Origin of the sequence: Hymenobacter aranciens (genome assembly GCF_030580865.1) — a bacterium.
In the GTDB taxonomy this organism is placed as follows: domain Bacteria; phylum Bacteroidota; class Bacteroidia; order Cytophagales; family Hymenobacteraceae; genus Hymenobacter; species Hymenobacter aranciens.
Map to the genome: position 1 here is coordinate 41,326 of NZ_JAUQSY010000017.1, position 23,815 is coordinate 65,140.

Here is a 23,815-nt window from a genome sequence, read left to right on the forward strand (position 1 = left end):
TACCCATGCGATATGCGCCCGCCGGGCCGCCCGCCCTAGCGCCGGGCCTGGGTGCCGGCCGGGGCCTCGCCCAGCAGGCGGGCCATTTGCTGCTGCAGGGTTTGCAGGGCGGCGTGGTCGGTGGCGGCGTCGGCGCGCAGGGCGTCGTTGTCGGCCTTCAATTCCCGGATGGCCTCCAGCAGCACCGGCGTCAGCTGGGCGTAGTTCACGGCCTTGTAGCCCTCGGCGTCGGTGCTCACCAGCTCGGGGTACAGCGCCTCCACCTCCTGGGCAATGAGGCCGATTTGCGCGCGGCCGGCCTCGCCGCCGCGGGCCACGCCCAGGGCATTCCAGCGGTAGCGGGCGCCGTGCAGCTGTAGCAGCTGCGCCAGCGTAGGGCCCAGCGGGCGAATGTCCTGCTTGAGGCGGCGGTCGGAGGGCGACACGTTGGCCCCGCGAATCATGCCGTTCACGTCGAGCTTGTAGGCCGGCGTGGTGGTGCCGATGCCCACGTTGCCCGAGGTGGCTTGCACGAAGAGGCGGCCGCCCGCCACGTTGCTCTCGCTCAGGTTGAGCCCGCCGCCGGCCAGGCTGAAGTTATACTTGTCGGTACCGTAGTTGTCGTACAAGCCCAGCAGGGCGCCGTTGGCGCTGCCATCGGCCAGAATAGTGAGCGGGTGGCCGGGGCTGCTAGTACCCACGCCCACGCGGCCGTTCGTCGTGACGACGAGGGACGGCACGGCGGTAGTGGTCGTCGTGGTATATTCCAGGCGAAAGTACAGGTCTAGGCCCGTGCTTTGCGGGCCGCTGCCGAAATCATAAGTAGAGTAGCCCCCAGCATAGGTGTCGTCCATCTGCCGCAGCAGGTTGGTGTCGTTGGAGGGGCCCTGGTAGAAAAACTCGAAGAAATGCTGGCCGGCCGGCAGGGCTACGGGCGTGTTAATGGTGAAGGTGTTGAGGCCGGGCCCCACCGAGACGCTTTGCGTATACACCAGCGTCGAGCCATTGAAAATGCGCAGCTGCGAGGGATAAGCTGTGGTGTTGCCGGTCTGCACGGTAAGACGCGTCAGCGCGCCGGCAGTTGGCAAGGTGAACGTCTGGCCGGTATAGACATAAGTGGCCAGATATCTCGTCGCGTAACGGTTGTCGATGGCATTGGTTTGCGTCACCGACGCTGTGTTGGTACCCTGTACCAGCACATCGCCGGCCACGGAGAGTCGCGCACTGGGCGTCGTGGTGCCCAGCCCCAGCCGGCCGGCAATGGCCCCGTCACCGCCGATGCGGAAGCTGGCAGCCTGGTCCGTCGCGCTCTGGTTCTGCACGAAGGTCGAGGCGGAGGGTAGCGCCTGCGTCGCGCTGAGGGTACCGTTGTTGTCGGCCACCACTACGCGGGTGCCGCTGCCGCCCAGCGCGGGCAAGATAACCGCCCCGTCGGCCTTCAGTTGCAGGGCGTCCAGCAGGGCACCGCTGTTGGTGGTGCGTAGCGTCAGGGCCAGGTTGGTGCTGCTGCCGGGGTTGGGCACGCGGGCCTGCACGTAGGCCGTACCGCTGGTACCGCTGAAGGGCGCCAGAAACAGGCTGCCGGGCAGGTACACGTTCTGGCTGCCGCCGTTGTTGGGGTTGGCCACGAGGTAGCTGTCGCCGCTGCCGGCCACGTCGAGCCGGCCGCGGGGGCTGCTGGTGCCCACGCCCACGCTGCCGCCGTTGCTGATGCTCAGGGCGGGGGCGCCCGTGCTGGTGGCCCCGGCAAACAGGTGCAGGTAGCCGCCGCTCACGCCCAGGCCGTAGAAGTCGGTGCCGGCGGCGCCGTTGTACACGGCCAGCTTCTTGGTGGCCGCGTCGGTGGCCGAGCTGCCGTAGCCGGGGCCCAGGTCGAGGCGGTAGTTGGGCGCGGTAGTACCGATGCCCAGGTTGCCGCCCACGGCGCCGGTGCCGCTGATGCGGAAGTTAGCCGTTTGGTCGGTGGCGCTTTGGTTGAGCACAAAGCTGCCGCTGCCGTCGCTGCTGCTGAGGGTGCCGTTGGCGCTGGCGCTCACCACGCCCGGGCCCAGGGTACGCACGCGCACGTTGCCGTTCACGTCGAGCTTTTGGGTGGGTGCCCCGCTGGCCGCCGTGGTGCCAATGCCCACGTTGCCATCGCCCTGGATGCGCAGCAGCTCGGTGCCGTCGCCGTTCTTGCCCCCGGCATAAAACACGTGCTGGGCAGTGGCCGCCTGCACGTGGTAGTTGAGCTGCCCGCCGCTGATGCCGAAGCCGTAGTGCGCCGCCGTGCTGCCGCCGTCGAAGAGGGTAATCTTGGCCTCGACGCTGCCGGGCGTGATGCTCAGGCGCGTGTTGGGCGCGGTGGTGCCGATGCCCACGTTGCCGGTGCTGCCGCCGGTGTTGAGCAGCAGCGGGCCGCTGCCCTTGCTGTCGAGGGTCAGCGGGTCGTTGGGGTTGCTGCCGCTGGCGCGCAGGCCGTAGTAGCCCAGGCTCACGCCCGAGGCCAGGTTCTGCGAGGTCACTTTCACGATGTCGGTGCTGGCGGTGTTGTCGGTGCTCACCACGCTCAGGCGCTGGCCGGGGGTGGCCGTGCCCACGCCCAGGTTGCCGCCGGTCAGGCCCAGGGCGTAGCCCGCCTGCGCCAGGGTGGTGGCCCCGCTGAGGGTGCCGCCGAGCTGCACATCCTGGCCGGTGCGGGTGAGGCCGTTGCTGGCCGTGGTGGCGTCGGCCGCACCCACGGTGGTGGTGCTGCCCAGGTTGCCGCTGGCGTCGGTGGTGACGAGGCCGGCCGTGGTGAGGCCGCGCAGGCGGGTGCTGCCGTTCACGTCGAGCAGGGCCGTGGGGGCGCCGCTGGCCGTGGTGGTGCCAATGCCCACCCGGCCGTTGCCCTGGATGCGCATGAGCTCGGTGCCGTTGCCGTTCTTGCCCTCGGCGTAAAAGACATGGTTGGACGCCGGCACGTCGACGTGGTAGTTGAGCTGCCCGGGGCTCACCCCGAAGCCAAAGTGATTGTAGGGGAAGCCCCCATCGTACAGCGTAATCTTGGCCTCGGTGATGCCGGGCGTGATGCTCAGGCGCGTGAGCGGGGTATCGCCGTAGTTGGTGAAGTCGCCGAGGCCCAGAAAGCCATTGTCGATGAAGCGGCCAAACTCGGTGATGTTGTCAGCCTGGTCGCTCTTGCCGAAGCGGATGCCCGCGTTGCTGGTGCCACCGCCCTTCTGGTTCAGCAGCCAGGTTTCGCCGTTGCCGCCGCTGCGGTTCCACTGCAGGTGCGCGCCCTGGGTGTTGATGGAGGCGTTGCCAGTGGCCAGCAGCGAGCCCGCCCGGCCCAGGCCGGTCAGGCGGAACTCGCCCGGCTGGTCGGTGGCGCCCTGGTTGAGCACGAAGCTGCCGCTGGTGCTGCTGCTGCTCAGGTTGCCCTGGGCATCGGTGGTCACCACGCCGGCCGTGGGCAGGCCGCGCAGGCGGGTGCTGCCGGCCACGTCGAGGGTGGCCGTGGGCGCGTTGGTACCCAGGCCCACCCCGCCGCTGCTGCTGGCGTACAGCGCCGTGCCGGTGGGCGTGGTGTAGTACACCGCGAACTTCAAATCCCAGCTATTGACGCTGTTCGCGCCCAGGTAGGCCGTGCCGCCGGAGTAGCCGCCGCTCTCAGCGATGGCAAACCCCCCCGAGCTGCCGGTCTGAAACGAATAGGTGCCCGCTGCGCCCACCGTCACGGGCGTGGTCAGCACCACGCTCGTCAGGCCCTGGTTGGGGGTGTAGCTCACGGCCTGCGTCGCCAGCACGGAGCCGCTCGGCGTGCCGCTAAACAGCCGAAAGGTGCCGCTGCCCGCTCCATACACATCCACCCGCCGCACGGTGGCTCCGGCCGGCAGCTGAAAGCTCTGGCCCAAGCCCCCGGGCGCGACCGTACCGGTGGTGTTGTCGGTAGTCAGCTGCGCAATTTGCTGCGATACCGTCGCCCCATTCACCTCCAGGCTGTTGCCATTGAGGCCGAGGGTGGTATTCTGGCTGAGGGCGCCGCCCAGGGCAATGTTCTGGCCGGTTTTGGTGAGGCCGTTGCCGGCCGTGACGGCCGCGCCCGCCGCCGTGGCCAGCTGCTGCCAGCTCGGCGCGGCCGGCGTGCCGGCGTTGTAGTAAAAGCCGGCCGGGGCGTTGGTTTGAAACACAATGAGGCCGGTAGCCGGGCTGGCAATGGCACTAGCCGCCGCCACGCGGGGCAGCAGGGCGCCCTTGCTGCTGCTCACAATGTCGAGGGCGGCCGAGGCATCGGGGGCAGTGGTGCCGATGCCTACGCCGGGCGTTTGGGCGCGGGCGGCCAGGGGCAGGGCCAGCAGCAGCGCCGGCAGCAGCCGGCGCAGGGAGTAACGAAGTTGCATAAGCAGCAGGGGATGGGGAGTAGTTGCGGCCCCAAAGTTCCCCGGCCCGGCTATGCCGCGCATCGCATATGTATGCGATACGCTACCATGCGCTTCCGCAGGCTAGCGCCGGGCCTGGGCCGGGGCCGGGGCCTCGCCCAGCAGGCGGGCCATTTGCTCTTTCAGGGTTTGTAGGTCGGCATGGTCGGCCGCGGCCTGGGTGGCGGCGGCTTGTAGGCGGGCGTTGTCGGCTTGCAGGGCTGCCACCTGCCGGGCCAGCTCCTGGGTGGCGCTCACGTTGAGGGTGGTGAGGGCGTCGTAGTCCACGCTCAGGAAGTCATCGACGTACTTGCCGTACACAAACAGCCCGTCGGCGTGCGCCTCGGTGCTGGCAAAGCGCACGGTGTGGGCGTCGAGCACGGTGGCGGCCACGCGCAACTCCTGGTTGGCGGGGGTGTAGAGGCGCAGCGTGCCGCCGGCGGTGGGCAGCTCGTGGGGCTTGCTGGTGGTGAGCGTGATGTGCCCGTCGGCGAAGCGCACGCGGGCGGCGCGCTCGTAGACGTTGGGAATGGCCTGGCGGCTCTGGCTGACGGCGGCCGGCAGCAGCTGCTGCACTTCCTGGGCAATGACTTTCTTGACGACCTTGTCGGTGTTGGCGTGCTGGTCGATGTAGGTGTAGTCGGTGATGCGCACCCGGTTGAGCAGGGCCAGGTCGGCGGCGCGGTCGGAGAGGCCGATGACGCGCTTGATGCGGCGGTCGCTGGTCACGTTCAGGGCCCCGGCCACGATGTAGTCGTTGACAAACACCTGCCCGCCGGTGAAGTAGGCCGCCACGGCGCGGGCGGCGGTGCTGGCGTCGGTGCCCAGGGCGGTGCCGCTGCCCTGGAAGAAGTAGACTTTCGTCCCGCTGGCGGCCACCGAGGCGTTGCCGCTCACGTGCAGCGGGGCCACGGGGCTGCTCACGCCGATGCCCACGCGCCCGCTCACGGTGGCCGAGCCGGCCACGTCGAGGGTTTGGGCCGGGCTGCTGGTGCCGATGCCCACCCGGCCGTTGCCCTGAATGCGCATGAGCTCCACGCTGCCGGTGCTGGCGTTGCGGCCCTTGGCCCAGAAGACGTGCTGGTCGCTGGTGCTCAGCACGTGGTAGTTGAGCTGCCCGCCGCTCACCCCGAAGCCGTAGTGGTCGGTGCCGCCGCTCTCAAAGAGGGTAATCTTGGCTTCGGTGCTGGCGGGCGAGATGCTCAGGCGGCTGCCGGGGCTGCTGGTGCCGATGCCCAGGTTGGCGCTCACGGCGGCGCTGCCGCTCACGTCAAGCTTCTGGGCGGGGCTGCTGGTGCCGATGCCCACGTTGCCGTTGCCACCGCCCGTGCCCAGCAGGATGTCGCCCGTGCCCTTGGCGTCGAGCGTGAGCCGGTCGTTGGCGTTGCTGCCGCTGGCGCGCAGGCCGAAGTAGCCCAGGCTCACGCCCGAGGCGCCGTTGAGCGAGGTCACCTTCACGATGTCGGTGCTGGCCGTGTTGTCGGCGCTGGTGATGCTCAGGCGCTGGGCGGGGGCGGCGGTGCTGCCCAGGGCCAGGCTGCCGCCCAGCGCCCCGCTGCCCGTGAGGCGGAAGCTGCCGCTCTGGTCGGCGGCGGTTTGGTTCTGGATGAAGCTGTCGCCGCCATCGCTGCTGCTGAGGTTGCCGCTGGCGTCGGTGGTGACGAGGCCGGCCGTGGTGAGGCCGCGCAGGCGGGTGCTGCCGTCCACGTCGAGCTGGGCTGTGGGGCTGCTGGTGCCCACGCCCACGTTGCTGCTGGTGCCCGCATACAGCACCGGCAACGTAGGCGTGGTATAGTACACCGTGAAGCGCAAGTCATTTAACGCCAAGGCTGTGGCACCAGCATACGCCGTGCCCCCCGCGTACACATTGTTGCCCGACATGATAAACGGCATGCTGCTGCCCAGGCTAAACGAATAGCTGCCCGCCGCGCCCACCACCACGGGCGTAGCCAGCACCAGGCTGCTCACGGCCGGGTAGGCCGCGTAGGTGGCCGCCTGCGTGGCCAGCACCGCGCCGCCCGTCCCGTCTCCCTGGTACAGCGTGAGCGTGCCGCTGCCGCTCGGCGGAAGTGAAAACTGCGCTACGTATACATCGACCTGCGTAATTCGGGCCCCGGCGGGCAGCGTGAAGCTCTGGCCTACACCAGTAGACTGGTTGGCATTCATTCTGCCGTTGCCCACGGGCTGGCTGATTTGCAACGTGGCCGAATTGCCGAGCACGCTCAGGCTGCTGCTGCCTAGTGTTACGGTAGTGTTCTGGGTGAGGGTGCCGCCCAGGGCCACGTCCTGGCCGGTGCGGGTGAGGCCGTTGCTGGCCGTGGTGGCGTCGGCCGCGCCCACGCTGCTACTGCTGCTGAGGGTGCCGTTGGCGTCGGTGGTCACCACGCCGGCCGTGGGCAGGCTTTTCACCTGCACGGTGCCGCCGCTGCGCCCGATGGTGACCGCGCCGCTACCGCTGCCCGTGCCGATGAAGGTCGCGCTGTTGTTGTCCTCGCCGATGGAGGTGGCACCGTCGATGCTGGTGCCGCCACCGCTGCCGCCAATGCGCACAAAGCCGCCGTTGCCGATGGTGGTCGTGTTGCCCGGGCTGCCAATGCTGGTGCCGCCAGCGTTATCGCCGATACGGGTGAAGCCGGAGCTGCCGATGGTGGTCGTGCTGCCAAAGCCACCGATGGTGGTGGTGCCGTTGCCAGTGTTGATGTTCGTCGGGCCGCTCACGGTGAGCCCGCTGCCCACCGTGCCGCTGCCGGCGATGTTAAAGCTGGCCCCGGCCTGCGCGGTGGTCGTGTTCTGAATAAAGCTGCTGCCGAAGGCCGCCGTGGCCGAGCTGCTGCTCAGGTTGCCCTGGGCGTCGGTGGTCACCACGCCGGCCGTGGGCAGGCCGCGCAGGCGGGTGCTGCCGGCCACGTCGAGGGCCGCCGTGGGGCTGCTCGTGTTGATGCCAACCGTGCTCGGTGCGGCGTAAAACGTGGCATCGCTGGGCCCGTCGTAGTACACTGCAAACTTTAAATCGTAGTTGGCATAGGAACTGCCAGCGTTACTGTACGCCTGCCCACCAGCATAAGTGTTAGTGCTGGAGAAGGCCACGTAGTCGGCGTTGCCCGCCCGAAACGAATACACTCCGGGCGCTGTCACAGTTACCGGGGTTGCCAGCGCCACCGTGGTCAGGCCGTAGTCCGATGTGTACGTTACCGTTTGCGATGACAAGGCCGTCCCGCCCGGCAGCCCCTTAAACACTTCAAAGGTGCCCGTGCCGCCATTAGCGTACACGTCAATCTGGCGAATGACGGTGCCCACGGCCAGCATAAAGGTTTGCGTATTGAGCCGAAAGAACGCGCCGTTGGAAGCACTTTGACCAGTCTGATAGAGCGACGTACCGGTGTTGTCCACGCGCAAGGTTTGGGCTACTGTAAGGCGGGCCGTGGGACTGCTCGTGCCCACGCCCAGGTTGCCCGTGCCGGTCAGCAGCAGGTTGTTAGTACCTTGGTCGATGGTCGTGTTCTGGGCCAGCGTCCCACCGAGGGCAATATTTTGGCCGGTTTTGCTCAAGCCGTTGCTGGCCGTGATGGCCGCGCCTGCCGCCGTCGCAATCTGCTGCCAGCTGGGGGCCGTGGGCGTGCCGACATTGTAGTAAAAGCCGGCCGGGGCGTTGGTTTGAAACACAATGAGGCCGGTAGCTGGGCTGGCAATGGCACTAGCCGCCGCCACGCGGGGCAGCAGCGCGCCCTTGCTGCTGCTCACAATGTCGAGCGCGGCCGAGGCATCGGGCGCGGTGGTGCCGATGCCCACGCCGGGCGTTTGGGCGCGGGCCACCAGGGGCAGGGCCAGCAGCAGCGCGGGCAGCAGCCGGCGCAAAGGGTAAGGGAGTTGCATAAGCAGCGGAATAAGGGGAGGTATTGCGGCCCCAAAGTTCCCCGCCCCGGCCATGCCGCGCATCGCATAGGTATGCTATTTATTGCCGGCCGCCCAGTTGGCCTAGCGCCGGGCCTGGGCGGGGGCCGGGGCCTCGTCCAGCAGGCGGGCCACTTGCTGCTGCAGGGTTTGCAGGGCGGCGTGGTCGGCCGTGGCGCGGGCATCGCTGGCGGCGGCGCGGGCCTCCAGCGTGGCGTTGCGTTGCTCCAGGGCCTCCACTTTGCGGGCCAGCTCCTGGGTGGCACTCACGTTGAGGGTGGTGAGGGCGTCGTAGTCCACGCTCAGGAAATCATCGACGTATTTGCCGTACACAAACAGGCCGTCGGCGTGCGGCTCGGCGCTGGCAAAGCGCACGGTGTGGGCGTCGAGCACGGTGGCGGCCACGGTGAGCTCCTGGTTCTGGGGCGTGTAGAGGCGCAGCGTGCCACCGGTGGCGGGCAGCTCGTGGGGCCGGGTGGTGACGAGGGTAATAACCCCATCGGCAAAGCTGACGCGGGCAGCGCGAGCGTACACATTGGGAATGGCCTGGCGGCTCTGGCTGACGGCGGCCGGCAGCAGCTCCTGTACCTCCTGGGCAATGACCTTTTTCACCACCTTATCGGTGTTGGCGTGCTGGTCGATGTAGGTGTAGTCCGTGATGCGCACCTTATTTAATAAGGCCAGGTCGGCGGCCCGGTCCGAGAGGCCGATGACGCGCTTGATGCGGCGGTCACTGGTCACGTTGAGGGCGCCGGCCACGATATAATCATTCACAAACACCTGCCCGCCCGTAAAGTAGGCCGCCACGGCGCGGGCGCTGGTGCTGGCGTCGCCGCTCAAGCCAGTGCTGCCCTGGAAGAAATAGGCTTTCGTGCCGCTGGCGGCCACCGAGACGCCGCCGCTCACGTGCAGTGGGGCCACGGGGCTAGCCACACCGATGCCCACGCGCCCGCTCACGGTGGCGTTGCCGGCCACGTCGAGCGTCTGGGCCGGGCTGCTGGTGCCGATGCCCACGCGGCCGTTGCCCTGAATGCGCAGCAGCTCGATGGCGCCGCCGCCGCTGCCGTTGCGGCCCTTGGCGTAGAAGACGTGCTGGTCGCTGCTGCTCAGCACGTGGTAGTTGAGCTGCCCGCCGCTCACGCCGAAGCCGTAGTGGTCGGTGGCGTTGCCGGTGTCGTAGAGGGTGATTTTGGCCTCGGTGGTGCTGGGCGAAATGCTCAGGCGGGTGCTGGGGCTGCTGGTGCCGATGCCCACGTTGCCGCCCACGTAGCTGCTGCCGCTCACGTTGGTGTTGCCGCTCACGTCGAGCTTCTGGCCGGGGCTGCTGGTGCCCACGCCCACGTTGCCGGTGCCGCCATCGGTGCCCAGCAAGATGGGGCCGGTGCCCTTGGCATCGAGCGTGAGCCGGTCGTTGGGGTTGCTGCCGCTGGCGCGCAGCCCAAAATAGCCCAGGCTCACGCCCGAAGCGCCGTTGAGGGAAGTTACTTTCACGATGTCGGTGCTGGCCACGTTGTCGGGGCTCACCACCGTCAGGCGCTGGGCCGGCGCGGCGGTGCTACCCACGCCCAGGTTGCCGCCCAGGGCCCCGGTGCCGCTGAGGCGGAAGCTGCCGTTCTGGTCGGCAGTGGCCTGGTTTCGCACGAAGTCGGCGCCGGTGGGCAGGGCGGGCGCGGGCTGGCTGCTGAGGTTGCCGCTGGCATCGGTCACGACCTGCTGCAGCGGGGCCAGCGTGACTACCTTCACCACGCCGCCCGTGCGCCCGATGATGACCGGCCCGCTGGCCGCGCCGGCCCCAATGGCGGTGTTGCTGCCGTTGCCGCCGCTGATAGTGGTGTTGCTGAAGGCGCCACTGCCGATGCTGATAGCGCTGTTGCCGCCGCCGCCTATGTCGGTGGCACTGGTGTTGCCATTGCCGATGATGGTGACGCCACTGTTGCCGATGGTGGTGAAGCCGCCGCCGCTGCCAATGTTGGTGAAGCCACCGCCGCTGCCAATGGTGGTGCTGCCGCCGCTGCTGCCAATGGTAATAAGGCTGCTGACCTCGTTGCCAATGGTGGTGGTGCCACCGTTGCCGATGATGGTGGTGGTGTTCCGGCCGCCGATGGTGGTGTTGCTGCTGACCCCGCTGCCGATGTTGGTGGTGCTGCCCAAGCCCGCCCCGATGGTCGTCGTCGTGGCGTAGCTGGTGGTGCCAATCGTTACCACCGAGCTGGCCAGGTTCGTGGCATTGCTATTGCTGCCGATGGCAGTGGTAGCCGGGCCCGTGGTGTTGATGGTGGTAGCCCCCGTGATGGCGGCTCCGTCGCCCACCGTCAGCAGCCCGCCCACCGTGCCGGCGCCGCTCACCCGGAAGCCGCCGGGCTGGGCGGTGGTGGTCTGGTTCTGCACGTAGTCGGCACTGGTAGGGATGGCGGGGGCGGCCGCGCTGCCCAGGTTGCCCTGGGCATCGGTGGTCACGTAGCCGGCCGTGCTCAGCCCGCGCAGGCGGGTAGCCCCGTCCACGTCGAGGGTGGCGGTGGGGGCCTCGGTGCCCACGCCCACGCGCCCGCCATCTGCGTAGAGCGTGGCGGCCGGCGTGCTGCCCAGGGTATAGTACACCGCAAACTTGAGGTCGCTGGCGGGGCGGGGCCCCGTGGTGGTGCCATACTGCATGCCGCCCGCGTAGGGGTTGGTGCCGTTGGTGGCCAGGGCCAGCGGCCCGCCCTGCACGGCCAGCGTGTAGGTGCCCGCCGCCACGGCCAGGGGCGTCGTCAGCACCAGGGGCGAGGCCTGCAGGCCGGCGGGCCCGCCGGCCTGCAGCGTCACGGCCTGCGAGGCCAGCTCGGTGCCCGTCAGGCCCGCGCCCTGGTAGATTTTCAGCGTGGTGCTGGTGGGACTGCTCGTGGCCGAATACAGGTTGACCTGGGTAATGGTGGCGCCTACCGGCAGCGTAAAGCTCTGCCCGATGCTGGTCTGGCCGCCGACGCTGCCATCGGACACGAGTTGGGCAATTTGCCCGGCCTGGCCTACCCGCAGCGAGCCCACCACGTCGAGGCGGGCGCCGGGGCTGGCCGTGCCCACGCCCAGGTTGCCGGCGCCGGTCAGGCCCAGGGCGTTGCTGCCCTGGTCGAGGGTGGTGGGCTGGGTGAGGGTGCCGCCCAGGGCAATGTCGGCCCCGGTTTTGGTGAGGCCGTTGCTGGCCGTCACGGCCGCGCCCGCCGCCGTGGCCAGCTGCTGCCAGCTGGGGGCGGCGGGCGTACCGGCATTGAAGTAAAAGCCGGCCGGGGCGTTGGTTTGAAACACAAGCAGCCCCGTGGCCGGGCTGGCAATGGAACTAGCCGCCGCCACGCGGGGCAGCAGGGCGCCCTTGCTGGAGCTCACAATGTCGAGGGCGGCCGAGGCATCGGGCGCGGTGGTGCCAATGCCCACGCCGGGCGTTTGGGCGCGGGCCGCCAGGGGCAGGGCCAGCAGCAGCGCCGGCAGCAGCCGGCGCAGCGGGTAACGGAGTTGCATAAGCAGCAGAGTAAGGGGAGGTATTACGGCCCCAAAATTCCTCGCCCCGGCCATCCCGCGCATCGCATAGGTATGCTATTTATTGCCGCTTGCCTAGCCCAACGGTAGCGTCAGGCGCACGCGCCAGCCGGTGCCGCCGGGGGCGGCCTCGTAGGCCATGTGCCCGCCCAGCTCGCGGGCGCGCCGGGCCATGTTGTCGAGCCCGTGGTGCCGGGGCAGGGTGGCGGGGGGCGCACTGGGCCCGTCGTCGTCCACGGTCAGCTCCAGCGCCCGGCCCACGGCCCCCAGCCGGATGGTCGCCTCCGTGGCGCGGGCGTGCTTCACCAGATTGTGCAGCGCCTCCTTATAAATAAGGTAGAGCCCCTGCCGCGCCGGGGCCGCCAGCTGCCGCGCATACAGCTCGGGTGCCGCCCGAAAGTCCACTTCCACCCCAGCCGGGGGCAGCACCTCGTGGGCGTAGTCGCGCAGGCGGTCGAGCAGGCTGGCAAAGGAGTCGTGGCGGCTGTCGATGCTCCACACCACCTCCCGCAGCTGCCGCACGGCCTGCTGGCTGGCCGTGGCCATACGCGCCAGCCGGGGCTGCTGGTCGGCTCCGGTGTCGGGCTGCCCCTGCAGCACGGCCGTGTCGAAGGCCAGCTGGGTGAGCAGGGCCCCCACGTCGTCGTGCAGGTCGGCGGCCAGCCTGGTGCGCAGGGCTTCCAGGCGGCGGGCCTGCCGCCGCCGCACCAGCAGCACCCCGCCCACGGTCAATGCGAGCCCCAGCAGGGCCGCAGCGGCAGTCAGCGTCAGCGTGCGCTGCCGCCGCAGGCGGGCCAGCTCCTGGTCGCGCAGTTGCAATTGCTCCAGCGTGTAGCGCTGCTGGGCCACATCGGCCCGCGCGCGCATGGTGGCGCTGCTCAGGGAGTCGCGGTAAGCCTGCAGGCGCCGCTGAAACACGTAGGCGGGCCGCCACTCGCCCAGCCCGGCGTGGGTGCGGGCCAATACCTCGCACAGGTCGCGCATGGCCAGCTGCAGGGTGTCGGGCGGGTGTTGCGCGTAGGCCCGCTGCCCATACACGCGGGCGCTGTCGAGCTGTTTCGTTTCCAGAAAGAGGTGCGCCAGCGTGCTATAATTCAAATACGTGTCGTATAGGCTCTGCGCTAGTCCCCGCGCCTGCCGGGCGTAGTGCAAGGCCGAGTCGGGCATACTGCTCAGCTGGTACACCGTCGCCAGGTTGTTGGCGATGGTGAATTGGGTGTTGCGCAGCGTCGCCAGCGTACTCGCCTCCCGGTATTGCCGCCGCGCCAGCGCCAGCTCGCCGCGTGCCACCAGCAGTCCGCTGCTCACCACCAGCGCCCGGCACAGGATGGGCGGGCTGTGCAGGCCCCGCGCCAGGGCCAGCGCCCGCTCGTAGTACAGTTGCGCCTGGTCCAGGCCCCTTAATTCCTGGTAATGGTAGCCGATACTGCCCAGAATATTCACCAGCAGGGCCTGGTCGCCGGCCCGCTCGGCCAGCGGCAGGCTCCGAAAGAACCATTCCAGCGCCGTGCCGCTGTCCACGTAGAACGTGCCCAGCAGCCAGGCCACGCGGGCGCGTAGCGCCGGGTCGGGTTGGCGCCGCACCAGCGCCCAGGCTTGCTGCAAATAGGTTTCGGCGCGGGCGTGGGTGGCCGTACCCCAATGGTTGCGGGCCAGCAGCAGCAGCACTTGCACCCGCAGCCACGGGTCGGGCAGTTGCCGGGCGGCGGGCAGCAGCGCCCGCAGCCGCGCCTCGGCCGGCGCCATCTGCCCGGCGTACACCAGCCGCCGCGCCGTCCACACCGCTCCTGGTAGCGTGTCGGCCGGGGTGCCCAGGCGCCGTCCCGCCGCCGTGGCCAGCGCCGCCAGCGAGTCCTGCCGCTCGGGCGGCAGCTCGCTCTCCCAGGCCAGGTGCCACAATGCCCGCACCCGGCCCGGGCTGCCGGCCGGCTGCTGCTCCAGTAGCGCCCACTGCTGCCGCAAATGCGGCGACTGCCCCCACGCCCGCCCGGCCACGAGCAGCAGCGCCGCCAGCAGGCCGCGCCGCAGGGCTGGTACAACCGCCGACAGTCGAATTTTCTGCATAAGCCAAATGTAACCGGGCCGCCGCGTTTTGCGCATCACCCCCAGCATCCTACGCGGGCCCCTGCCGCCCGGCCCGGCGCAGGATGTCGGCCTTGCTGTTCACCTCCAGCTTGCGGTACACGCTCCGAATATGCGCCCGCACCGTATCCACGCTGATAAAAAGCCGCTTGGCCACCAGCTTGTAGCTCAGCCCATCCTCAATGGCCCGCACCACCTCCTGCTCGCGGGGCGTGAGCGCCTCCTGCGGCTGCTGGCTGGGCGCGGGCTGAAAAAACCGCACCACCTGCCGCGCCACGCCGGGGCTCATGGGCGAGCCCCCGGCGGCCACCTGCAGCAGCGCCTCCTTCACCTGCGCCGGTAGGGTGTCTTTCTCCAGATAACCGACGGCCCCGGCCCGCAGCGCCGCCACCACCCGCTCCGCATCATTAAATACGCTCAGCATAATCACCTGCGCCTGCGGCAGCCGCTGCCGAATGAGCGGCAGCCCCTCGATGCCGGAGCGCCCCGGCAGCCCAATATCACTCAGAATCAGCTGCGGGGTAGGGTTGACGGCACTCGCGCCCGCCAGAAATTCCTCCACCGAGCCCACCACCAGCACGCAGCGGAACTCGGGCTGCTGGCAGAGGTAGTCGGCCAGGGCGGCGCGCAGCTCCGGCTGGTCTTCGATAATGGCAATGGGTAGCATGGGGCAAAGGTCGGGCCCGCGCCGCCCGCTGTGCATCGCATAAAGATGTTAGATTGCCCGCGCCGCCTAGTTCTGGCGCCGCTTGCGTCCCCGGGCGCCCTCCAGCGCCCGCCCCCCGCGGGTGACGAGGCCGCCCTCGGGGCCAATGAGCACGAGCTCGCTGCGGAGGCCCTCCACGGCGGCGGCCGTGCCGTTGGCAAAGGGCACCACGTTGCCCGGCAGGTGAAAGTGGCGGTTCCAGTGGTGGCCCTTGGGGGCCACGTATTCCTGCCCGGTGGGCGAAATCAGCAATTCCTGGCTGTCGTCATTAAGCGCGAAGTGCCAGCCGCCGGCCAGCTGCTCCAAATCATAGTAGCTATGGCCGGTGAGGTCCACCAGCTGACCGTTGCGCACATGCAACAGGCGCCGCTCGCCGTGCGGCAGCCAGCGCACGTAGGCTCCACTGGGCACCACGCCCTTATCGTGGGCGCCGTAGCTGGTGTAGCGGGTATGAAACCACGGCGTCTGGCCCGAATACGTGATGGCGGGGCAGTCGTCGGCGGCAAAGGCGGGCAGCCCGGTGGCGGCCACCACCCAGGCGTAGCAGGGCTGGCCGGCGTGGTCGGCCACCTGCACCTCGGCCAGGCCCTCGGGGGTCAGAAAGCTGCGGCCCCCGGGCGCCCGCCGTAGCGCCGGCGTCAGGGGGTGGCCGCTGGTATCGGCCACCAGCCAGTGGTCGGGGTCGGGGTAGATGTGCAGGCGCGGCGGCTGGCCCGCAAAGGAGTACGACTCGCCCCGGTAGCGGCCGGGCAGCAGCTCGTGGCCGTCGCGGGCTCGCAGCACGTAATCGTGCCCCTCGCGGCGGGCGCTGCCGTAGCGGCCGTCCCAGTAAGTGATTTCGTCGTAGCGGCAGGGCACTAGGAGTTGGCCCGTAGCCAGGCGCAGCAGGCCGTAGCGGCCCTGCTGCCGCACCACGGCGTAGGCCGTGTCGGAGTAATGCTCCTCCTCCTGGTAGCCGGGCGGGTGGGGCACGTGCAGGTTGTCGCGCACAAAGCGCGTTGGCTCGAAGCGCACGTTCTGGTGGTCGCGCTCGTGGAATTCCTTCGTGTAATAGTCGCCCATAAACAGCAGCTGCTCATACTGCCCCGGCCTCACCACCCAGCGCCCGGCCGTGCTGAGCAAGCCCGGCCCGGCATCCGTCCGCACCCAGGCCCGGCCGTGAGCAAAGGCCGAGGCCTGCCGCAGCGCGGGCAGCTTCGGAAACGCCGGCCGGCCCCGCCCGGTCAGAAATTCCACCACCGTATCGCCCGCCGCCCGCCCGCACCGGCGCCGCAGGTAGCCCGCCGCATCCGGCAGACTGAGACTAGGCTGCGGCGGCAGCAGCCAGCGACCGTGGCGGTTCACGATGCCGCGCCGCACAATGCCAGGGTCGGAATTATAAGTCGTGATACGGTGCTGGCGGGTCACCAGCGCCCGGTGGTGGGGCCACAACTGCACCCCAGCGTTGGTGGGTGGCAGCAGCACGCGGCCGCGCCGGGTCAGCAAACCCAGGTAGCCCACGGTATCGGTCATGCGCCGGTAGCCGTCGGGGGCATAGCGGTACAGCACGGCCAGCCGGCCCCGGAAATCGCTGATATCCTGGTACGCCGCCGCCGTCAGGGGGCGCCCCCGGCGGTTGAGCAGCATCACCGGCCCCTCCTCGTCCTCCCAGCCCTGCTCCTCGCGGCGGCTATGCCTATATTTGACCCGCTCGGCAAACTGCCGGGTGCTGCGGCGAATGGTGTAGCGCCCTCTGCCCAAAGTTTCGAATGAGGTGCGCTCGGTGGTGTGCAGGCGGGCGGCCTCGCCCTGCAGGCGGCGCAGGCCCGGCGGCGGGTGCGTATCGCCGGGCACCCGCCGGGCCTCGGCGCGCCCCGCCAGCAGCGGCCGCGTCACGAAGCTGCGGGCCTGCCCCCGGGCGTACGGGTTTTCCACGAGGCCCAGGTCGCTCACGGTCAGTAGCTCCACTTGCCCGGCGCGCACCTCGCGGCGGGGCACGGCCCGCAGGCGGCCATCGGGCAGCAGCACGGCAGCCTCGGCGGCCGTCACGCGCAGCAGCTCGCCGGCGGCGTTCAGAAACGCGCGGGGCCGGGGCGTGTCCTCCCAATAGTCGTCCAGAGGAGTGCCCCGCGACTGGTAACGGTCGCGCAGCGTCTCGGCTTCCTCCCGGTCTTCGGCCAGCAGCCCCTGCACCTGCAGCAGCCCCGCCGGCGGAAACAGCACCCCCGCCACCAGCGAAGGCGTAATTATCCAGCGCCCCGTGGTATCGGCAAAGCCCCACCAGTTGCCGTGGCGCACCGGCAGCAGCCCGCCCGGCGGCAGCGGCGTGATGCGCAATTCCAGCACCTCGCGCAGTGGGTAGTCGAGGGGTGGAAGGGCAGTTGATTGGGCCCGCACCAGGCCCGGCAGCGCCGTGCTAATCAACAGGAAAAGCAGGAGCGGTGCCGCAACGCGGCGAAGCACAGAAGCGCGGCCCATGGTGCGGGCGCGCTAGTAGCCGAGGGCCGTGTCGTCGCCGCGCGGGTCGGCCCCGCCCTCCAGGCGGCCATCGGGCAGCACCCGAATAAGGTCCACCCGGCCCCAGGGCTGGCGCGGGTTGAGCTGGTAGCCGCGGCGGCGCAGGGTGTCCTGGGCAGCGGGGGTGAGGGCGCCGGCCTCCACGTCGATGAGGTCGGGCAGCCACTGGTGGTGCAGGCGCGGGGCGGCCACGGCCTGCTGGGCGTTCAGCCCGTAGTCGACAATGCCCACGATGGCCTGCAGCACGCTCGTGATGATGGTGCTGCCGCCGGGCGTGCCCACCACCATCGCCAGCTTATTGTTGCGCGTGAGGATGGTGGGCGTCATCGAAGAAAGCATGCGCTTGCCCGGCGCAATGGCGTTGGCGGTGCCGCCCACCAGCCCGTAGGCGTTGGGCACGCCGGGCTTCACCGAAAAATCGTCCATCTCATTATTGAGCAGGAAGCCGGCGCCCGGCACCACCACGCGGCTGCCGTAGCCACCGTTGAGGGTAGTGGTGCAGCTCACGGCATTGCCGTAGGCATCGACAATGCTGTAGTGGGTGGTCTCGGTGCTTTCGTAACCGGGGATGCCCTCGCCCGCCGTCACCTCGCGGCTGGGCGTGGCCCGGCCGTTGGGCTTGATGCTGCCGGCACGGTGGCGGTTGTAGTCGATGTCGAGCAGCCTGGCCAGCGGCACGCGGCCAAAGTCGGGGTCGCCGAGGTAGGTGGCGCGGTCGGCGTAGGCGCGGCGCTCTACCTCGGTGAGGTAGTGGGTGGCCAGGGGCGAGTGGTAGCCGTAGCGCACCATGTCTACAGGCTCCAGCATCTGCAGCATCTGCATGAGGGCCACCCCGCCGGAACTGGGCGGCGGCATCGAAATGACCTCGTACTCGCGGTAGCGCCCGCGCAGGGGCGCCCGCCAGCGGGCCGTGTAGCCATCGAGGTCGGCCTGGGTGAGGAGGCCGCCGTGCTTTTCCATAGCGGTGGTGAGCAGGCGGGCTGTCTCGCCCTTGTAGAAGCCGACACGGCCCTGGTCGCGGATGCGCTCCAGCGTCGTGGCCAGCTCGGGCAGGCGCAGGGTGTCGCCGGCCTTCCAGCCGCCCGAGCGCAGGTAGGCCGGCGTGCTGCCGACGTTTTGCTTATACAGGTCGAGCTGCACGCGGTTGAGCCCCTCGGCCTCGCGGGCTGTGAGGGCGAAGCCCCGGCGCGCCAGCGCCACCGCCGGCTGCACCAGCGAGGGCCACGAGAGCTTACCCAGGCGCTTGTGCAGGGCCACCATGCCGGCCACGGTGCCGGGAGTGCCCACGGCCAGCGGCCCGGTGGTGCTCAGGTCCGGCATCACGTTGCCGGCCTTGTCGAGGTACATATTCTTGGAAGCCGCCAGAGGGGCCCGCTCCCGGAAGTCGAGCGCGCCGGCGGTGCCGTTGCGGTCGAGGTACACCAGGAAGCCGCCGCCGCCGATGTTGCCGGCGGCGGGCAGCACCACGGCCAGGGCCAGCTGCACGGCCACGGCCGCGTCGTAGGCATTGCCGCCGCGCTGCAGCACCAGCGTGCCCACCCGCGAGGCCTCGGGGTGCGCCGACACCACCATGGCGTAGCGTGTGGTCACGGGCGCGCTCGTCTTGGGCAGCGCCATCGCCAGGTTCGATTCAAAAGCCCGGCCCGACGACGTCACGGACCGCTCGCCCGCGCAAGCCAGTAAAAGTGCCAGGGGTAAAGCCAGCAGTTTGGTTTTCATTTGGCAAAGAAACGTCGGGCGGGGCATACTTCTATACAGTCGCGCCCCGTAGTGCGTAGTAGCGCTTGCCTTGCCCTACATTTGAGTCCCAACCCGTCTCTCGTCATGCCCCCGAAGAAAAAGCCCGCCGCCCCTAAGCTCGCCCTCACCAAAAATGACGCCTGGCTCCAGCCCTTCGAGCCCGTGCTGCTGCTGCGCCAGGAGCGCTATAAAGCCCGCCTGACCGAAATCGAGCAGTACCACGGCTCCCTCGCTAATTACGCCACCGCCCACCAGCAACTCGGCCTCTACTACGATGCCGGGCGCGGCGGCCTCGTGTACCGCGAGTGGGCCCCCGGCGCCGAGGCGCTCTATTTAATAGGTGATTTCAACTTCTGGAACCGCGCCGCCGACCCCCTGCAGCCGCTGGAGTTCGGCGTGTGGGAAGTTTTCCTGCCCGATGTTGATGGGCAGCCGCGCCTGGCCCACGGCAGCCGCTACAAAGTGCACGTCGTGGCCCACGGCCAGGGCAAAGACCGGCTGCCCGCCGCCCTGCGCCGCGCCGTGCAGGACGACAACACCAAGGATTTTGCCGCCCAGCACTGGCAGCCCGCCGAGCCCTTCCAGTGGACCGACCAGAAATTCCGCGTCAAGAAGGCCGTGCCCGAGCCGCTCATCTACGAGGCCCACGTGGGCATGGCCACCGAGGAGCACCGCGTGGGCACATACCGCGAGTTTGCCGATAACATCCTCCCGCGCATCGCGGCCGACGGCTACAACTGCGTGCAGCTCATGGCTGTGATGGAGCACCCGTACTACGGCTCCTTCGGCTACCACGTGGCCAATTTCTTTGCCGCCAGCTCCCGCTTCGGCACCCCCGAAGACCTCAAGCACCTCATCAATGAGGCGCACCGCCGCGGCATCGCCGTGCTGCTCGACATCGTGCATTCCCACGCCGTGAAAAACGAAGCCGAGGGCCTCGCCGACTTCGACGGCAGCGGCAACCTCTACTTCCACCAGGGCGAGCGCGGCAACCACCCCGGCTGGGACTCCAAGCTCTTCGACTACGGTCGCCCCGAAGTGCAGCGCTTCCTGCTCAGCAACCTGCGCTACTGGCTCGACGAGTTTCACTTCGACGGTTTCCGCTTCGACGGCGTCACGAGCATGCTCTACCACCACCACGGCGAAGGCGTGGCCTTCATGGATTACGAGCAGTACTTCGGCCCCGGAGCTGATGAGGACGCCATTCTCTACCTCATGCTGGCCACCACCCTGGTCCACGAGCTCAAAGCCGACGCCCTGCTCATTGCCGAAGACATGAGCGGCCTGCCCGGCCTTTGCCGCCCCATTAAGGAAGGCGGCGTGGGCTTCGATTACCGCCTCGCCATGGGCATCCCCGACTACTGGATTAAGCTGCTCAAGCACACGCCCGACGAGCACTGGCCCCTCGGCGACCTCTGGCACACGCTCACCAACCGCCGCCCCGGCGAAAAAACCGTGGCCTACGCCGAAAGCCACGACCAGGCCCTCGTCGGCGACAAAACCCTCGCCCAATGGCTCTTCGATTCGGCCATCTATGCGCACATGAACGCCGACGACCCCGCGCCCGAAGCCGCGCGCGCCCTGGCGCTCCACAAGATGATTCGCCTGATAACCCTCGCCGCCGGCGGCGAAGCCTACCTCAATTTCATCGGCAACGAGTTCGGCCACCCCGAGTGGGTCGACTTCCCCCGGGCCGGCAACGACTGGAGCTACCAGTACGCCCGCCGCCAGTGGAGCCTCGCCGACAATCCCGGCCTCAAGTTCCACTTCCTCGGCGCCTTCGACAAGGCCCTGACGCAGCTGGCCCGCCAGCAGCACCTGCTGGCCGCCCCTGCCGCGCAATTATTAAATCACGACGAAGTTAACAACGTGCTGGCTTTCACCCGCGGCGGCCTCACCTTCCTTTTCAATTTCAACCCCGAAACCAGCCTGCCCGACTACAACTTCCCCGTGCCCGCCACGGGCCAGTACCAGCTGTTGCTTTCGACTGATGATGCGGCTTTCGGCGGCTTCGACCGGCTGGATAAGGCAGTGATATACGACACACTGGGGGGCGGCGGCACGGTGGAGGCGCCGCGGCTGAGCGTGTACCTGCCCAACCGCACGGCGCTGGTGCTTACCACCGTCTAATCACCATAACGAAGCATTTAGGCTGAAACTCAGCCAGCCGATGAAGTACCTAAAAGCGCTACTACTGCTCACGCTAGGCTCCTGCGCCGGCTCCCAGCAGATGCTTGAAGTCACCTGCGAATCCAGCGCTTACTCCAAAAAGGACGGCATGCTCCTGGCAACGTACCACATGGAGCCAGCTAGTATTACGGATGCCAGTGGATTCTCATTCGCCGTGAAAGAGGCTTTTGTGGAGCGTCGGTTCATGATGAATTCCAAAACAGGCGAAGCTGTCTGGCTGGCCAACGGTGACTTTCTAGCCAAGCTGGTGGTGATTCCCACGAAAGAGTCGAAACCGGGCACTTTGGCCGTTACTTGGGATGCCAGATTGGTAAGTGATTCTCTCCCGGCCGCTAAAACGATGAATGCGCGGGAGTCTGTGGCCTATAGGACAGGAGCGGAGGTCTACGTATTCAGGCTTTTTTCACCGAATAAGTTTGAATGCCGGGAAATAAAGGCGGTGATACTGGTCAGGCAGCCAGATAAATCCATGAAAAAGTACTCGGTGGTATTCACCGCCGACGTTTGTTATTAACCACTGTTGCGCCTACGCCCGCTTACGGCCCTGCGCCAGGCGCGCTACCGTCTCGGCTAAGCGTTTAGCCCGCGTCTCGGGCTTTTTGGCGCCCTCCAGCCAGCGCACGTAGTCGCGCTGATGGCTGAAGGCCAGCTTGTCGAAATATTTTGCGGCGGCGGGCGCGGCGGCCAGCGCGGCGGCCAAGTCGTCGGGCGGGGTGATTTTGCGCTCGGCGGTGTCGCGGCTCAGCGCCACGTGCACGATGTCGCCCACGGTCTTATCCACCGCCCGGCGAATCTGCTTGAGCACCAGGATGCCGTGGTGGCCGTCGCCCAGCGGCGTGAGGCTGCCCTGGTATGGGAAGCCATCGAAAGTGGCGCGAATGGGCACCCGGCCGCGCGTGCCGTAGGCCTCCGTCACGGAGTAGGGCACCACCACAAACACGCCGCCGATGTCGCCGTCATCGGCTTCGAGCTGGGCTTCAAATTCGTGTTCAAAGGTAATTTCGGGCTCGTCGGAGGGATTCATAAGGGCAAAGAAAAGCTAAAAATCAGCCACCGTGCCAATTTTGGCCAGAATGGCGTTGATGCCCGGCTCATCATCGGGGGCGATGACGCGCAGGCGGCCGGGCGGGTGGCCGTAGTGGCGCAGCAGCTGCCGCCGCAGGGCATCGGTAGCCAGTAAAATGGTGTGGGCCCGGCGGATAGCGTAGCGCTCCAGCTCCAGCCGCCAGCCGCGCTCGGCGGGCGCGGCCGTGGCGGCCGCCAGCTCCGTAACGTGCAGCACCAGCGGCCGCCGGCTGCGGTAGCGAATTTCGAGCGCCGCCAGCCAGGTGGGCCAGTTGGGGGCGTAGATGGCGCCGAATTGCTCGGGCTGCTCCGCCGCTACGTGGGTGGCAAAGCGGGCGTACTGAATAATGCGGTAGTGCAGGTTGTCGGACAGCGGCACGGGCGCCGGCGCGGTGGCCGGTAGTGGCTCGGGCTCAATCAAATCTGCCGCCGCCAGGTCGATGGCGGGCGGCAATTCCGGTTCGGGCTCCGGGGCCATGCGGTGCAGCGCGTGCAGGGCCTGGGTGAGCGAGGCGCGCTCGGGTGCATCGGGCAGCGGCGGGGCGGGCAGGCTGGAATCAACTTCCTCCGGCGCCAGCGTCAGGTTGTCCTCGGGCGCGTAGAGGTCGGCGGCTTCCTCGGGGCCGATTTCGGCCGAGGTTTGGGCGAAAGCATCGGCTTCGGGCTCGGGGGCGCTGGCGGTAAGCTCGGCGGCGCCGTTGGCAGTGCTGGCCGGGGTTTCGTTGAAGGATAAAGCAGTTTCCTCGGCATCGCGGCCCATTGCGGCAGGAATGGCACTTGATACAGTGGTCGCTATGGAAAAGGACGGATGCCTGACCACCGCCGTATCCGTCAGCGAATCGGAAGCGCCTTCAATTGCCGCCGCTTCGGGCGTGGCAAGGGGCAGCTCAATGGCAGCAGCGCCCTGCAAATCGGCGGCTTCGGCACTGCCGATGGTTTCGGGCGGGCTGGGCGGCTGGCTGCTGCCCAGATAGGGCGCGGCCGGCGCCGTCCACGGCTGCGCGGGGCGCGGGGCGGTGTGGACGAACGCGGCCAGCGGCGCGGGTAGCCGTGCCGGCAGCAGCGTGGGATTGGGAGAAGTCGGGCTTGGTAGCGTCGGGGCCGCGCCTGCAACGGGAGTGGCAGCCGGGGCCGCGGGTAATTCACTGGCTTCCGTGGCGGGCAGTGGGAGGGGCGCGGGCACGAAAACCGTCGGCCCCGCCAGTTCGGCCAGTCCGATGATGCGCGAAGCCGACACCGGCGTTTCAGCGCCGGGCAGCGGCAGCAGCACCGTGCCGAAGGAGTGGTCGGCTTCGGGATGCAGCGCGGGCGCGGCCTCTATAGTGGCTGGCGTGGCAGTTGTGGCCGTTTCAGCAGCGGCTAACGTTGCAGTTGCTTCCTCGTGCTGCTGGGTCGCCACCTCGGCCTGATACTCGGTGGTTTGCACCTCGGCGGGGAGCTCGGGCAGCACGGCCAGCAGCTGCTGGTGGGCAGCGAGTTGGCGCAATACGGGCAGGGTAGGGGGCGCAGCGACCGGGTGCGCGCCGGGGTCGGCGTCGTCCCAGGCCAGCACGAGTAGGGAAGGGGCAGGCTGAGTCATGGGCAGAAAAACCGGTGTACGCAAAGCGGCGAAGCTCGGCGGCAAAGATGCGCCGTTCGCGCCGCCCACGCAACCAGTGGCCGAAAACTAGCCGCCCCGAAGAGGACCGATACGCGCCGAAAAGGTTATTTTGCACGCTTATTCGGTATGGTGAACGATTAGTCGCCGCCGGTTTCCGGTCCTTTCGGCCCCCTCCCT

Annotated in this window: 11 protein-coding genes; 2 read left to right on the forward strand and 9 right to left on the reverse strand. The window is 68.6% G+C overall.

What is annotated here, in order from left to right:
- Positions 1–35: 35 nt before the first annotated feature.
- The 7 genes from Q5H93_RS20590 to ggt form a co-directional block, all read right to left on the reverse strand.
- The gene (locus tag Q5H93_RS20590; protein WP_305008586.1) at positions 36–4,340 is read right to left on the reverse strand and encodes a tail fiber domain-containing protein; all 4,305 of its coding nucleotides are present in this window, start codon (positions 4,338–4,340) and stop codon (positions 36–38) included.
- Between the two features lie 102 nt (positions 4,341–4,442).
- Positions 4,443–8,231 carry a tail fiber domain-containing protein gene (locus tag Q5H93_RS20595; protein ID WP_305008587.1) on the reverse strand — a complete coding sequence of 1,263 codons (3,789 nt, stop codon included), beginning with the start codon at positions 8,229–8,231 and terminating at the stop codon, positions 4,443–4,445.
- 102 nt (positions 8,232–8,333) lie between these two features.
- Positions 8,334–11,741 (reverse strand): phage tail-like protein, encoded by a 3,408-nt coding sequence (locus tag Q5H93_RS20600; protein ID WP_305008588.1) that lies wholly within the window; start codon positions 11,739–11,741, stop codon positions 8,334–8,336.
- A gap of 93 nt (positions 11,742–11,834) precedes the next feature.
- Entirely contained in the window at positions 11,835–13,823 is a 1,989-nt protein-coding gene (locus Q5H93_RS20605) for a sensor histidine kinase (RefSeq protein WP_305008589.1), read from the reverse strand.
- Positions 13,824–13,872: 49 nt separating this feature from the next.
- Positions 13,873–14,508, reverse strand: a complete 636-nt coding sequence (locus tag Q5H93_RS20610; RefSeq protein WP_305008590.1) for a response regulator — start codon at positions 14,506–14,508, stop codon at positions 13,873–13,875.
- 66 nt (positions 14,509–14,574) lie between these two features.
- Positions 14,575–16,989: a WG repeat-containing protein gene (locus tag Q5H93_RS20615; protein WP_305008591.1), complete on the reverse strand. Its 2,415-nt coding sequence runs from the start codon at positions 16,987–16,989 to the stop codon at positions 14,575–14,577.
- Positions 16,990–17,016: 27 nt separating this feature from the next.
- Positions 17,017–18,762, reverse strand: coding sequence for a gamma-glutamyltransferase (gene ggt / locus Q5H93_RS20620; protein ID WP_305008592.1), 1,746 nt, complete (start codon positions 18,760–18,762; stop codon positions 17,017–17,019).
- Positions 18,763–18,867: 105 nt separating this feature from the next.
- On the opposite strand from ggt, the gene Q5H93_RS20625 reads away from it, so the two are divergent.
- Together Q5H93_RS20625 and Q5H93_RS20630 are read left to right on the forward strand one after the other, a co-directional pair.
- Positions 18,868–20,913 (forward strand): alpha amylase C-terminal domain-containing protein, encoded by a 2,046-nt coding sequence (locus Q5H93_RS20625; RefSeq protein WP_305008593.1) that lies wholly within the window; start codon positions 18,868–18,870, stop codon positions 20,911–20,913.
- Positions 20,914–20,953: 40 nt separating this feature from the next.
- The gene (locus Q5H93_RS20630) at positions 20,954–21,487 is read left to right on the forward strand and encodes a hypothetical protein (protein ID WP_305008594.1); all 534 of its coding nucleotides are present in this window, start codon (positions 20,954–20,956) and stop codon (positions 21,485–21,487) included.
- A gap of 12 nt (positions 21,488–21,499) precedes the next feature.
- Here the strand turns inward: Q5H93_RS20630 and Q5H93_RS20635 are convergent, their stop codons facing one another.
- Complete coding sequence (locus Q5H93_RS20635) at positions 21,500–21,997, reverse strand: YdeI/OmpD-associated family protein (RefSeq protein WP_305008595.1); 498 nt, start codon at positions 21,995–21,997, stop codon at positions 21,500–21,502.
- Between the two features lie 15 nt (positions 21,998–22,012).
- Complete coding sequence (locus tag Q5H93_RS20640; protein ID WP_305008596.1) at positions 22,013–23,617, reverse strand: glycosyltransferase; 1,605 nt, start codon at positions 23,615–23,617, stop codon at positions 22,013–22,015.
- Positions 23,618–23,815: the final 198 nt, after the last annotated feature.

Excerpts from the sequence above, each read along its gene's own strand:
- Q5H93_RS20590 (WP_305008586.1), bottom strand. The coding sequence starts at position 4,340 with ATGCAACTTCGTTACTCCCTGCGCCGGCTGCTGCCGGCGCTGCTGCTG.
- Q5H93_RS20595 (WP_305008587.1), bottom strand. The coding sequence starts at position 8,231 with ATGCAACTCCCTTACCCTTTGCGCCGGCTGCTGCCCGCGCTGCTGCTG.
- Q5H93_RS20600 (WP_305008588.1), bottom strand. The coding sequence starts at position 11,741 with ATGCAACTCCGTTACCCGCTGCGCCGGCTGCTGCCGGCGCTGCTGCTG.
- Q5H93_RS20605 (WP_305008589.1), bottom strand. The coding sequence starts at position 13,823 with ATGCAGAAAATTCGACTGTCGGCGGTTGTACCAGCCCTGCGGCGCGGC.
- Q5H93_RS20610 (WP_305008590.1), bottom strand. The coding sequence starts at position 14,508 with ATGCTACCCATTGCCATTATCGAAGACCAGCCGGAGCTGCGCGCCGCC.
- ggt (WP_305008592.1), bottom strand. The coding sequence starts at position 18,762 with ATGAAAACCAAACTGCTGGCTTTACCCCTGGCACTTTTACTGGCTTGC.
- Q5H93_RS20625 (WP_305008593.1), top strand. The coding sequence starts at position 18,868 with ATGCCCCCGAAGAAAAAGCCCGCCGCCCCTAAGCTCGCCCTCACCAAA.
- Q5H93_RS20630 (WP_305008594.1), top strand. The coding sequence starts at position 20,954 with ATGAAGTACCTAAAAGCGCTACTACTGCTCACGCTAGGCTCCTGCGCC.
- Q5H93_RS20635 (WP_305008595.1), bottom strand. The coding sequence starts at position 21,997 with ATGAATCCCTCCGACGAGCCCGAAATTACCTTTGAACACGAATTTGAA.
- Q5H93_RS20640 (WP_305008596.1), bottom strand. The coding sequence starts at position 23,617 with ATGACTCAGCCTGCCCCTTCCCTACTCGTGCTGGCCTGGGACGACGCC.